Source organism: Thermodesulfobacteriota bacterium (assembly GCA_026415035.1).
Classification (GTDB): Bacteria; Desulfobacterota; BSN033; order BSN033; family UBA1163; genus RBG-16-49-23.
In genome coordinates, this window is sequence record JAOAHX010000030.1 from 19,289 (window position 1) to 31,327 (window position 12,039).

General features: G+C 57.1%; 13 protein-coding genes. All 13 read right to left on the reverse strand.

Features of this window, described 5'->3' with window-relative positions:
• Positions 1-9: 9 nt before the first annotated feature.
• The gene (locus N3G78_13470) at positions 10-933 is read right to left on the reverse strand and encodes a methylenetetrahydrofolate reductase (GenBank protein ID MCX8118923.1); all 924 of its coding nucleotides are present in this window, start codon (positions 931-933) and stop codon (positions 10-12) included.
• A complete protein-coding gene (locus N3G78_13475) occupies positions 930-1,601 on the reverse strand; it encodes a methylenetetrahydrofolate reductase C-terminal domain-containing protein (protein MCX8118924.1) in 672 nt (223 codons plus the stop codon). The genes N3G78_13470 and N3G78_13475 overlap by 4 nt, the downstream gene beginning before the upstream one ends.
• 33 nt (positions 1,602-1,634) lie before the next feature.
• On the reverse strand, positions 1,635-2,057 hold the full coding sequence (locus N3G78_13480; protein ID MCX8118925.1) for a hydrogenase iron-sulfur subunit: 423 nt from the start codon (positions 2,055-2,057) through the stop codon (positions 1,635-1,637).
• Positions 2,058-2,131: 74 nt separating this feature from the next.
• Positions 2,132-3,841 (reverse strand): FAD-dependent oxidoreductase, encoded by a 1,710-nt coding sequence (locus N3G78_13485; protein ID MCX8118926.1) that lies wholly within the window; start codon positions 3,839-3,841, stop codon positions 2,132-2,134.
• Positions 3,842-4,870, reverse strand: coding sequence for an FAD-dependent oxidoreductase (locus N3G78_13490; protein ID MCX8118927.1), 1,029 nt, complete (start codon positions 4,868-4,870; stop codon positions 3,842-3,844).
• A gap of 14 nt (positions 4,871-4,884) precedes the next feature.
• Positions 4,885-5,289: a DUF3786 domain-containing protein gene (locus N3G78_13495; GenBank protein ID MCX8118928.1), complete on the reverse strand. Its 405-nt coding sequence runs from the start codon at positions 5,287-5,289 to the stop codon at positions 4,885-4,887.
• On the reverse strand, positions 5,282-5,941 hold the full coding sequence (locus tag N3G78_13500; protein MCX8118929.1) for a 2Fe-2S iron-sulfur cluster-binding protein: 660 nt from the start codon (positions 5,939-5,941) through the stop codon (positions 5,282-5,284). The genes N3G78_13495 and N3G78_13500 overlap by 8 nt, the downstream gene beginning before the upstream one ends.
• Before the next feature lie 6 nt (positions 5,942-5,947).
• On the reverse strand, positions 5,948-7,876 hold the full coding sequence (locus N3G78_13505) for an SLBB domain-containing protein (GenBank protein ID MCX8118930.1): 1,929 nt from the start codon (positions 7,874-7,876) through the stop codon (positions 5,948-5,950).
• A gap of 60 nt (positions 7,877-7,936) precedes the next feature.
• Positions 7,937-8,416, reverse strand: coding sequence for an NADH-quinone oxidoreductase subunit NuoE (gene nuoE / locus N3G78_13510; protein ID MCX8118931.1), 480 nt, complete (start codon positions 8,414-8,416; stop codon positions 7,937-7,939).
• Positions 8,395-9,765, reverse strand: coding sequence for an acetyl-CoA decarbonylase/synthase complex subunit gamma (acsC, locus tag N3G78_13515; protein MCX8118932.1), 1,371 nt, complete (start codon positions 9,763-9,765; stop codon positions 8,395-8,397). Before acsC ends, nuoE begins: the two co-directional genes overlap by 22 nt.
• A 19-nt stretch (positions 9,766-9,784) precedes the next feature.
• Positions 9,785-10,987 carry a CO dehydrogenase/CO-methylating acetyl-CoA synthase complex subunit beta gene (gene cdhC, locus N3G78_13520; protein ID MCX8118933.1) on the reverse strand — a complete coding sequence of 401 codons (1,203 nt, stop codon included), beginning with the start codon at positions 10,985-10,987 and terminating at the stop codon, positions 9,785-9,787.
• Between the two features lie 15 nt (positions 10,988-11,002).
• On the reverse strand, positions 11,003-11,536 hold the full coding sequence (gene cdhB / locus N3G78_13525) for a CO dehydrogenase/acetyl-CoA synthase complex subunit epsilon (GenBank protein ID MCX8118934.1): 534 nt from the start codon (positions 11,534-11,536) through the stop codon (positions 11,003-11,005).
• Between the two features lie 45 nt (positions 11,537-11,581).
• Positions 11,582-12,039 (reverse strand): DUF166 family protein (locus tag N3G78_13530; GenBank protein MCX8118935.1); only part of this gene is annotated, 458 nt, incomplete at its 5' end.

Consider the following 12,039-nt stretch of genomic DNA (forward strand, 5'->3'; position numbering starts at 1 on the left):
CGTTCTCCTTCACTCGATCTTGGGTCGGGGCAACAGACCGGCCATCTCCGTGATCTGACTGGTCATCTGTTCCCATTCGATGGCCATGATGTGGACTCCGTGAACCCCCTCGATCTCCTTCAGCTCCAGGATCTGTTCGACGCAGAGCTTGATCCCTTCCTCTGCGGGTTTCTTGGCCTTGACGATCCGGTCGATGATCTCGTCCGGGATGATGATCCCCGATACGTTCTTCGCCATGTAGCGCGCCATACCTCCAGATTTCAGGGGGGTCACGCCCGCCAGGATGTGGACCTTTTCATGCAGCCCTCGATCCCTCACCATCTTCATCCACTCTTTGAATCGTTTCATGTCGTAGATGCACTGGGTCTGGATGAAGTCGACCCCTGCCGCGACCTTCTTGGCCAGGCGGGTCGCCCTGAATTCGAAGGGATCTCCGAAGGGGTTCTCGGCGGCGCCGATGAAGAGCTTGATCTCCCCCTCGATCTTCTCCTCCCCTCCCAGCAGGGTCCCCTGATCTCTCATCGTCCGGACGCAGTCGATCAGCTGGATGGAGTCGAGGTCATGGACGTTTTTGGAGTCGACCTGGTTGCCGAAGGAATGGTGATCTCCGGTCAGGCAGAGCATATTCCGTATGCCCAGGGCCGTGGCCCCGAAGATGTCGCTCTGGATGGCGATCCGGTTGCGATCTCGGGTCGTCATCTGCATCACCGGTTCGATCCCCATCTGGATCAGGAGGCTTGAGGTGGCGATGCTCGACATCCGGACGATGGCCGTCTGATTGTCGGTGACGTTGACCGCGTCCACATATCCTCGCAGGAGATCTGCCTTCCGCTTGATGACGCTCACATCGTTCCCTTTGGGGGGGCCAAGTTCTCCGGTGACGGCAAAGAGCCCTTTTGACAAGATCTTTTCGAGGTTGCTTCCCGCTTTCATACCTTCAGATCCTCCCTTACAATCCGTCTCGGTCCTCGATCCCTCGATTCCACCCCCCATCTTCTCGCGGGGATGATCTCCTCCAACCGGTGGAGCTGGTTGAGATTCTTGAGCCGATCGTAGATGAGCTGCCAGGCGCAGTCCCGCTCCACCTTGATCTCGCACTTTCCTTTGGACGAACCGCCGCAGGGGCCGTTGAAGAGCTGTTTGGCACAGCGGGCCACCGGACAGACGCCCCCTGTCCGTTCGAGGATGCAGTTGCCACAGGCCTGGCACCGTTCTTCCCAGACCCCGTGGGTGACGGTCTCCCCCAGAAAGGTGGTGTTGACCCCTGGCAGGATCGGGGTCTTTGAAAAATGGCGGGCCAGCGTTTGAACGCCCACGCCGCAGGCGATGGAGAGAACCGCCTCGACCTTTTCAACGGTGTCGGATAGCTCCTCGGCGAATTCGGGTTCGCATTGGCGGGGGGGGGGGGCCTCCAGGATTTCGAGGGGCTTTCCGACCTTCGACCTGGCCATCCGGAGGGCTGAGGCCAAAAGGCCAACCTCCTTCTCCCCGCCGGCCTGGCAGACGGTGACGCAGGCCCCGCATCCCGAAAGGAGGATTCGGTTGTAGGGAGTCAGGGAATTCAAAATTTCATCCAAGGGTTTCTGTTCGGCTTTGATCATGAGGTCCTCCTATCTCCGATCGTCCTTTCCCGGTCATCCCGAAGGGGAGGGCTTGCAGGGATTCGGTCCAAGTTTTTTCAACTCCTCCCATTTCCTTTGGAGGGTTTCGATCACCTTGGGTCCACTGTTGGTGGCCACGTGGCAGAGCTCGATCCGTTCCTTTTCGAGGCCGATTTTCTCCAGGAAATGGTGGGCATAGGAGAGACGGCCTTTGGCCCGGAGATTCCCCCTCAGAAATTGACAATTCTCTTCGTAACAGCCAAAGATCAGGACTCCATCGGCGCCTCGCTCTAAGGCTTTCAGAAGGTAGAGGGTTTCAATGCGGCCCGCACATGGGACGCGGACGATCTCCAGATTCGAGGGAAACCCTCCTCCCGATCCGGCTGCCATCTCCAAAGCGGGATATCCGGACTGATCACAACAGAAGGCAACGATCTTCGGTTCAAACCCATCCATGGTCCTCTCCAATCCTTTTCGATCCGCTCAACCCCCCGAAGGAGATCAGGGCAGAGGGCGTGTGTCCCCCTGCCTCATCCCAGACCCATCTGGGCATAGATCTGTTCGTCCGTCAGATGGCGCAGGGTGATGGCCTTTGCGGGACATTCTCCGACGCAGATCCCGCACCCATAACAGGCCACGGGATCGACCTTGGCCGCTCCCCACTTCTGCCCCTCTCCCGCCCCGGCCGTGAGATAGACGTTTCGCTCCGCATATTTCTCGACCGTAATGGCAGAATGGGGGCAGAGACGGGGGCAGGTGTAACAGACCGCGCATTTCTTCGGATCCACCTCCGCAACGGCGAGGTCGTATTCATAGGTGCCCCCTGACAGGAGTTTGATCACCTCCTGGGCGGCTGCTTCTGCCTCGATCAAGGTTTCAGAAAGCTCTTGGGGGAACCGACAGCCTCCGGCCACCACAATCCCCCTTCGGTTCGATCTCACGCGGAAGAACTGGGGGTTGTCCTCTATGAGGAATCCCCGGTCTCCCAGGCAGAGGCCGAGTTTTCGGGAGAGGAGTTCGGTATCCCCGCCCGGGAGGATGGGCTCGCTCATCACGACGAGATCCGAAAGGATGGAGAGGGACTGCTCCTCCTCCTTTCGAATCGCCGAGGTATCCTTCACGTCCACCCGAATGCGGCCGTTGACGATGGAGAACTTCGGTGGGTCGCTATATTTAACCACGAGGGCGCCCTGCTGTCGGGCCCTTCGATAGAGTCGCTCCATGCCGTCGGCAGAGACCTTCACCTCTTTGCAGAGGATCGTCGTCTGGCATTGAAAGGTCTCCTGCAAGAGGAGGGCCTGCTTCATCATGTGGATGGCATCGAGCTTCAGATCGAGGTTGACCTGATCGAGGACGAAGGTGACCGCCTCGGCCCTCTTTCCGTTCCAATAGAAGGAAGGGGCCTCGCTCTCGGCGAGGAGCTTCTCCATCTCCTCCGGAGAGACGAAGCTTCGATGGGCGTAAATGCCCGCCCTCTCAGAATGGACCTCTACCCCCGTCGCCACGATGATGGCCGCGCTTGAGAGGAGTTGCTCGGTTCCGTCGGCCCGGCGAACCTTGGCTTGAAACCGGCCGAAATGGCCCTCGACCCTTTTCAACTCCGTTCCCAGATGAACGGTGATGAGGGGGTGGCGATCGACCTCGGCGATGAGACCCTCCAGCCACCTCTGGGCATTTTCAGATCGGTGGTAAAAGAACCGAAGGTGAGAGGCCCTTCCGCCCAATCGATCCTTCTTCTCGAGGAGGTGGACGCTGATCCCGGATCGGGCCAGGGTGAGGGCCACGCTGAGGCCTGCCACCCCTCCTCCGAGCACGAGGACTTCGCGTTTCAAGGGGAGGGATTGGTGGTCGATCGGGTTGGATCGGAGGGCCACCGAGATGGCCCTAAGCATCGCGTTTTTGATTCTTTCGAAGGCCCTCTCCTCCCCAAGGCCTTTCTCCATGAGGGGGGTCAGTGGGAGGACCGTGATGAGATAGGGGTTGAGGATTACGGAATGGCCAAATTTGTTGAACGAGGCCTCGTAACGCTTCGGGCTTCCACCGAGGAGGATGGCCCGCTCTGCCCCATGGGTCTTCAATTGTTCGGTCAGCCTCCCGAGGGCTTCCGGGGCCAGCAGGTCTTCCTCTACCATCGAGAAGGCGATTTGGGGGATTCCCCCGCTGAACTCGGCAATCTGGTTGCAGAGGACAGGAGAGATCAACGCTCCCGCTCGGTCGATGCAAAGGCCTACGCGTGCCATTTAATTCCTCCCCTTCAGATACTGCTCGACCTTACCCGCGATCGATTTCGAATGGAGAATGGACCGGTCGATGTCCTTCGGCCCACTGCAGGCGCCCGCAACGAAGATTCCTGTTTGGAAAGGAGGGGGATCCAAAAATCCCTCTTCATTCAATTTCAGTCCGAAAAGCTGGGCCAAGGACTTCGCCCCTTTGCCCAGGACCATGCCCACGGAGAGGACGATCAAGTCGAAGGGTTCTTCGAGAACCTCTCCCTTTTGAGGGTCGATCAATCTCACCCTCAACCCTTCGGTCAGGGGCGAATGGTAGACCTTGGAGGGGAGGCAGCGGAGGAATCGAAGGTGGGGGTCTTTTCGACAGGCATCCAAGAAGCGTTCGAAGGAGGCCCCGGCGGGCTGGATGTCCATGTAGAAGAAGGTGACCAGGGTGTCGGGGTATTGGTGACGGATGGCTTTGATGAGGCGGAGGGCATAGGCACAACAGACCTGGGAGCAGTAGAGGTTTCCGATGGACTCGTCCCGGCTTCCGACGCACTGGAAGAAGGCTATGGTTTTGGGGACCCTTCGGTCCGAGGGGCGCTCGAGCTTCCCCTGGAACCGGAGCATCTCATCGAGATCTTTTGCCGTGATCACATTTTTGAACCGACCGTATCCGTATTCGGCCTTGGCCGTCGCATCGAAGGGCTCGATCCCTGTGGCGAGGACGATGGCCGAGGCCTCGACCTTCATCCTCCCCTTTCCGTTCTTTAAAAAGCCCTGGTAAGCACCCGGCCCTCCCTGGAGATCGACCAATTCCGTCTGGGTCAGGATGGAGAGGGACCGATAGCGGGAGAGCTCGGCCAACCTTTTATCCACCACACAGGCAAAGCATTTGTTGCAGGATTCGGAGGCCTTGCAGCAAAACACCGAGGCCAGCCCACCTAACTGGGCCTCTTTTTCGATCAGCAAGGCCGAATGGCCGGTCTGGGCCAGCTCGGAGGCCACCGTGATCCCCGAGATTCCTCCTCCGATAACCAAGGCATCCTTTTTCACCGTGTCACCTCCGATCAGACCACCTGGCAGATCTCAGGTAGGGATCTATTGGGATGGGATTGCCTGATATAATGGATCATATGATTGATGGTGGCAATGGCCAGGACCGAAAGGTCATCTCCTTTCAACTCTCTGACCCTCTCTCCAGAGAAGAGGACCTGCATGGAGGAAGGCAATTCGTCGTCCTTGTGGTGAAAAAGAAAATAGGCCTCCACCCCCGGGAAGAAGGTCTTCTTCACCATCCAGTCGCAGCGGATGGGAGGAGAGGCGACTTGCTCACCGCCAATGTAATAGGCCATCTTTTCCACGTTGTCAAGATATTCGAAGGCCTCGGCCCGTTTGGCCACCTCTTTCTTGAGATAGAGGTCATGGACGACCACCCCTTCGATCTCCTTCAGGGTCAGGTAAGGTTTATCCATCTTCGGTCTCTCCTTGATCTTTAAAGAAGAGGGCCCCGGTCGGGCAAACTTTCACACACTCGGTACACCCCTCACAGGCCTCCGAGGAGAGGGGTTGATGGTCGAAGGTGGCAAGGACCATTTCAAATCCCCGGTAGGCGAAGTCGAGAAAGGAACGACCCAATCGCTGGCAGACCCGGATACATTTGGCACACTTGACGCATTTTTTAGGGTCGAAGGTGAAGAGAGGGTGGGAATCGTCGGCCGGAAGATCCCGGAGGAGGCTTCTCAATCTTTTTGGCCTCAGGCTCCATTTTAAGGTGGAGGAGATCCGAATCAGTTCGCAGGTCTTCCGCTTGGCGCAATTTTTACAATCGATGTGGTGATCGCTCATGATGAGCTCGAAGGCGGTCCGCCTCATCCTCGCGATCTTTTCGGTCTGGGTATAGACCTTCATGTTTTCAACGACCGGGTGGCCGCAGGCGGGCACCATCTCCCGTTTCCCTTCCACCTCGACTTCGACCAGGCAGAGACGGCATCCTCCGAAGGAAAGCTCCCCATCCTCCATGGCACAGAGATGGGGAATGTAGATCCCCGATCGAAGGGCCACCCAGAGGACCTTCTCTCCGGGGTCGGCTTGGATCTCTCTTCCATCGATCGTCAGGGTCAGCATCAGGGTTTATCCCGAAGAAAGCCCAGGCGCTCCTTTTACGTCAAGGAAGGCCTGGGGTTGAACCGTTGCGATTCTCGGCGAGACCTTGAGGACGGCGCTGTATTCCTTCGGACAGACCTCCAGACAGATGCCGCACTTCACGCATTTCGTTTGGTCGATGATCTTGATGTTCTTTGCATCGGGATGGATCGCCTCGGCCGGACACTTCAAGACGCAGTGCTCACAGCTTCTCTGGCATCGGTCGTAGACGATGAGATAAGAGATCAGGTCCCGACAGACCAGGGCCGGGCATCGTTTCTCGAGGACGTGGGCCGTAAACTCCTTTTCGAAATACCTCAGGGCCGTGAGGATGGGATTGGGGGCGGTCTGGCCCAGGCCGCAGAGGGAACCTTCCCGGACCTCCTCGGAAAGTTCTTTGAGAAGCTCAAGGTGTTCCAGCGTCCCTTCTCCCTTGGTGATCTCTTCGAGGAGGAGGAGGAGGTGCTTGGTCCCAATCCGGCAGAAGGAGCACTTCCCGCAGGACTCGTTCTGGGTGAAGGCGAGGAAGTATTTGGCCATATCGACCATGCAGGTCTCCTCGTCCATGACGATCAGCCCCCCCGAACCCATCATCGAGCCCAGGAACTTCAACGAGTCGAAGTCTACCGGCGTTTCGATGAACTGGGCGGGGATACAACCTCCCGAGGGACCTCCCACCTGGATGGCCTTCAAAGGTCTGTCCTCTTTGATCCCTCCTCCGATTTGATAAATCACCTCCTTTAGGGTCGTCCCCATCTTCACCTCGGCCAATCCCGATTCCTTGATCTTTCCTGCAAGGGCGAAGACCGTGGTCCCTTTCGAACGGAGGGTTCCGATCCTTGAAAACCAGTCAGCCCCTTTGAGAAGGATGGGGGGGATGCAGGAGAAGGTCTTCACATTGTTGAGGAGGGTCGGTTTTTGGAAGAGTCCCCTTTTCACGGAGTGAGGGGGTCTCACCCTCGGCATGGGCCTCTTCCCCTCGATGGAATACATGAGGGCGGTCGATTCTCCGCAGACGAAGGCCCCGGCACCCGGAAAGACCTTGAGGTCGAAATCGAAGCCTTTGCCCAGGATGTCCTTGCCGAGGAGACGGTATTGTTTGGCCTGAGAGAGGGCGAGACGGACCCTCTCGATGGCAAGGGGATATTCGGAACGGATGTAGATATAGCCTTGATGGGCCCCCACCGCATAGCCGGCAATGGCCATCCCCTCGATCACCTGATGGGGGGAGCTCTCGAGGACGACCCGGTCCATGAAGGCTCCGGGATCGCCTTCGTCTCCGTTACATACGATATATTTGGGCTCGCCCTCGGCCTTGAAACATTCCTCCCACTTGATCCCCGTCGGAAAACCGGCGCCCCCGAGGCCCCTCAAGCCAGAACGCTTCACTTCGTTGATGATTGCCTCCGGGGTCATGTCGAGGGCCTTATCGAGGGCCTCATATCCTCCCAGGGCGAGGTAGTCCCGGATCTCCTGAGGATCGATATAACCGGCATAACGGAGGATGATCCTTTCCTCCCTCTCGAACTTCTCAAGCTCCGGGATGTAGGGGGTTCCGTCTTCTTTCTCCTCGAGGGTCCCGAGGGCCAGGTCCAGACAGGGGTCATCCTCCAGAAAATAGCGGTAGACGATCCGGGAGACCTCCTCGGGTTTCAGATTGCGGTAGCAGATCGTTGGATTGCCCGGCTTGGCGATGTAGACGAGGGGTTCCGCAAAGCAGATTCCGAGGCAACCGACCGTGATGATCTTTGCGGGCAGGTGGTGTTTGGAGAGTTCTTCCTCAAAGGTCTCCTTCACCTCCAGGGCCCCGACCGATATCCCGCAGGTTGCACAACCGATGTAGATCCGGGGCTCTTCCGCCTCCATCGTCTTCCGGCGAAATTCGATTGCCTGCTGTCTGAGCTGCTGGTAGGTCATCTTCAGAGGTTGAGGGTTCGATCCGAAACGATGAACGAAACGTTTCCTCTTCGATATCTCTTACGAGGCCTTCTCGCGGTCTCGGTCCCTCAGGTTGATCAGGACCTCCTCCACCTTGCCGGTAGTCATGCGCGAGAAGATCTGATCGTTGATTTTGACCACGGGGGCCACATTGCAACAGCCGAAGCAGGCGGTGGCGTCGAGGCTGAATGTTCCATCTTCGGTCGTTTCCCCTTTGGGGATGTGGAGCTCTCTCGAAAAGGCGTCGAGGATGAGGCTTCCTCCCATGAGATAGCATGCCGTTCCGAGGCAGACATGAATGGGGTGGCGGCCTGGGGGCTTTCTTCTGAACTGGTTATAGAAGGTGACAAGGCTGAAGACTTCCGAAGGGGGGAGACGGAAGTAATGGGCGACCTGTTCCATCGCCCCCCTTGAAAGGTAACCCACTGTTTCCTGAATCTCTTGAAGCACTGGGAGAAGATTCTCTCTCTCCGGCTCGAACCTCCGAAGGATCTCTTCTATTTGCTTTGGCTCTTCCATTTCTCGATCATCTGGGGGAGATAAGCGGGAAGGTCGCTGGCCTCCCGGGGACCGACGATGACTTCCCATCCCTGGAGTTCCTCTTCGAGCTCCCCTTTGATGCGAGCGGCCAACCCGGGAATGATCACCCGTTTGTGTTTCACCTTTTCGCCAATCCCGGTCTTCTTGAGGAAGGGGCCGGCCGTATCGCCGCTGAATTTTCCGGTGGACCAGGCGGCCAGGACGCACAGCCCTTCGGTATCCTTCACGCAAAGATAGGCTGGGACCTTGCTATTTTCGATTTCGCTGGCCACGGCAAAGTAGGTCAAGGCGAAGTTGGTCGTGAGCAGGACCGGAGATTCCTCGGTGACCGCTCCGATTTCGTAGACTTTTTGCTCCACGGCGAGGGGGACCCTCGGGTCGGTGAAGATATTCTGCCTCAACACGAGCAGTGGATAGAGCGTCTCTTTGGTAAAATCGGAGAGGACGACGATGCCCGCATACTTGATCACGCCGGCCGAGGCGATCAGGGTCTCCTCCATCTTATCCTTGGTCATCAGGCAGGGCAGGGAGAGGATGGGGTACCCCAAAGGACGGAACGTCTTTTTCAAGGCGGCCCTGCGGATCAAGGTGTAATCCCTGATCATCTCCCTGAGCGATTGGGGAGAGGGGTCAAGGACGATGTCCAGAATTCCTTCCTCCTTCAACCGTTGGGTGATCGGAACGAGGGCTTCGATGCCCTCCGCCTTCACGCCGATAGGTGAGGGCTTGGCCTTCAATCTGGGAAGGGCGGCCTCGAGGTTCTCCTTCGTGATCGGATAGAGGAGGGGATTTTGGTCTGCGATGAGGTCTCTTGCTTTGAAGAGGAGCTCGAGATCATCGCAGAGGAGAACCACAGGATAACCTTCCTTGGCCACTTTCTGAACGAGGTTCAGATATTTTTCCGAATTGCCGGAATATTTTATTGCGTAGAGATTGGCCTTCAACTTCTGGCCGACGCGATCAAACTGGTAGGTTTTCAGTTTATCGATTTTCGCAGTGAGGGAGGCGTCGTCTTCCTGATCGGAGAGGAGAAGACCGATGCCGGTCGGCCTGTAGAAGGTCTTTTCGTGTCGATAGAGGACCTCTTCTTCCCCGATGCTCAGCGCATTTTCTCCTTTCCCGATGGTGACCAGCCGGATGGGCGGGGCCAGGGCCTCCTCCAGCTCCTTCTTCACCTCATCGGGAAGATAGGGACACTTATCGACCGTGACCGCGGCCGAGGCCAGTTTCATGGCGAAGGCGAAACAGGTCGGGAACCCGCACTCCTTGCAGTTCTTTTTTCCCCCTTCGGGAAGTTTCTTTTGGATATCCGATGCTTTCAGCGCCATGGCATCCTCCTTCCCCCCCTTAACCTGTGACCCAAGGATGGCCTACGCGGTTTAGGTATTCGGTCAGCTCGTCCACGTTCTTGACATCCTCCTCCGTGGGGATCTTGTCATAAAGCCCTGCTTCCTCCAGGACATCTTTCACCTGCTCCTTGATGGCCTTGGGCAGCCAGACGATCCTTTTTAACCCCCCATCGGTTTTGAGGAATTTCTTGGATCGCATGTAGGAGATGGCCATCCCGAGCATCCCCTCATTCTGGCGTCCTCCCGAGGCCTCGCCCGCAATTCCCGAGAATTTCTGGCCCGTGACGGTCTCGCCCACATAATCTCGGTGGACGACGCCGAAGGCATCCACCTCAGGGATGTAGAAGCAGATGGCCTGGAAACATCCGCAGGAGGTGTGGGGATTCTCCAAAGCACTATGGAGACAGAAGACGCTGTTGGCGCCGAGAGATTTTTCCGAGACCACCTGGTTGACGCCCGAGTAGATGAACTTCTCCGGATCGAGGAGCTCTCCTTTCTGAACGGCGAACTGGGGGCCTTCAGGGTCGATCTTATAGGCCGCCCTTCCATCAAACCAGTTGATGGCGCCGCAGAGGGAGACCCGTTCGGGCGTGATGATGCAGACGTGGGTGGGCGCGAAGGACTGGCAGAGGCTGCAGCCATAGAATTCATCCACCTCTTCTTCGGTGATCCCCTTGAGCCGATCATCCCTCTCCTTGTAGATCTTCCGGGCCTCGAGGACCTCCTTCTCCACCAAAGCCGGGTCGGTGATGAAGGTGATCTGGATCTTCTCGATGATGGGGAGTTCGTTCTTGTAGAGCATGATCAGAATCCTTCCGATCTCATCGAGGGAGTTGAGCCCCTTCTTGAAGCTGTCCTTGTGAAGCCTCATCCAGATCTCGTCCCGCTGCGCCATGTGCCAGAACCCTTCGATGTAGTTGATGTACATGTGGACCCGGCGCTCAAAGACGGGCTCCATGTCCTTTTCGAGCTGTTCGCCCGCCACGAGAATTTTGATGAAGATGGGGATGGAGGCGCCCTCCTCGAAGTCCTTGATGTCCTTTCCGATGATCTCGACCTTTTCGTCCTCCACCTGGTCGGCCGGGACTACGGTGACCAGCTCGGCTTTGAATTTGTGTTTCGGGCCTCCGAATTCGATGTAAAAATCTTCCTTCCTTACCGTCTCGCCTTCATACTGGGGTCCAACGTCGACAGAGAACATCTTCCTCCTCCTTTCTTATTTCAAACTGTTGACCAAATTTTCGAGATATTCTTTCCATTTGTCTGCCTTCATGTTGGGCATGGAGAACGTCGCATGAGGATAGACGTAAGGGCAGAGCGTGACCGTTTTGAGATGGGGGGCATAGTGCTTCAGGGTGGAGAGTCCCTGGTTGCCGAGGTCGGTCCTGACCCCGAGAAACATCACCAGATCGTGATTTCCCTGTTTTCGGACCCCCTTCCATTCCGGGTCCTTGAGGTGGTTGATGATCTCGATGATGTCGTAGGTCGAATCCGGGACGACGCCGTGTTGCATCAGGGTCTTTTTGGTGCAGGCCGTGGCGCAGGTGGCCGCCCCAAGGAGTTTGACGATGTCAACCCCGTATTCAATGGCATACCTGCCATTGAGAAAGATCTCCGGGCAGCGAGGTCCGATGACCATGAGGGGCCTCTCCGCCTTCTTGATGATCTTTCCCAGTGCCTGCGGGTCTTCGATGACCCGGCAACCCTTCAACCCCGTTAAGACGTTGACATAATGAAGTGGTAAGCTCATTTTTCTCCTCCATTTTTAAGTCGTGAAACGTGGAGGGTAAAAGAATCACGCTTCACGGTTTTTTTTGATCGCCTCTTCCACAGCCATTTTTATCTGCAATCCTGCATGGTGCATCAGCGTGTCGCCCAGTTCCGGGTCCATCGTCATGGTGGCCATGCAGGGGTGATTGTGGTGGAGGATGCCCGCATTTTCCACCGCATCTTTCCAGTGGGCTCCTAAAAGGTGTTCTGCGACATACCGGGTATTTCCACAGGGGGCATCCCGGAGGACCCTGACCGCCTTCACCTTCTCGTTCTCGAAGTCGATCTCCACCTTGGGCCTCCCGAAATAACGAAGAAACTCCTGGACGAGATCGGTTGGGGTCATCTTCTCGTTCAGGGTGCAGAAGGTCATGGGATAAAGGAACTCGATTCCCTTTGCCTCGAGTTTCCTTTTCAGTTGCCTTGCCAATCCCGTGGTCAGGAAGGCCTTATTATCGATGGGAGCGATCACGGCCTTGGCCC

Excerpts from the sequence above, each read along its gene's own strand:
- N3G78_13470 (MCX8118923.1), bottom strand. The coding sequence starts at position 933 with ATGAAAGCGGGAAGCAACCTCGAAAAGATCTTGTCAAAAGGGCTCTTT.
- N3G78_13480 (MCX8118925.1), bottom strand. The coding sequence starts at position 2,057 with ATGGATGGGTTTGAACCGAAGATCGTTGCCTTCTGTTGTGATCAGTCC.
- N3G78_13485 (MCX8118926.1), bottom strand. The coding sequence starts at position 3,841 with ATGGCACGCGTAGGCCTTTGCATCGACCGAGCGGGAGCGTTGATCTCT.
- N3G78_13500 (MCX8118929.1), bottom strand. The coding sequence starts at position 5,941 with ATGCTGACCCTGACGATCGATGGAAGAGAGATCCAAGCCGACCCCGGA.
- nuoE (MCX8118931.1), bottom strand. The coding sequence starts at position 8,416 with ATGGAAGAGCCAAAGCAAATAGAAGAGATCCTTCGGAGGTTCGAGCCG.
- cdhC (MCX8118933.1), bottom strand. The coding sequence starts at position 10,987 with ATGTTCTCTGTCGACGTTGGACCCCAGTATGAAGGCGAGACGGTAAGG.
- N3G78_13505 (MCX8118930.1), bottom strand. The coding sequence starts at position 7,876 with ATGACCTACCAGCAGCTCAGACAGCAGGCAATCGAATTTCGCCGGAAG.
- N3G78_13495 (MCX8118928.1), bottom strand. The coding sequence starts at position 5,289 with ATGGATAAACCTTACCTGACCCTGAAGGAGATCGAAGGGGTGGTCGTC.
- N3G78_13475 (MCX8118924.1), bottom strand. The coding sequence starts at position 1,601 with ATGATCAAAGCCGAACAGAAACCCTTGGATGAAATTTTGAATTCCCTG.
- acsC (MCX8118932.1), bottom strand. The coding sequence starts at position 9,765 with ATGGCGCTGAAAGCATCGGATATCCAAAAGAAACTTCCCGAAGGGGGA.
- cdhB (MCX8118934.1), bottom strand. The coding sequence starts at position 11,536 with ATGAGCTTACCACTTCATTATGTCAACGTCTTAACGGGGTTGAAGGGT.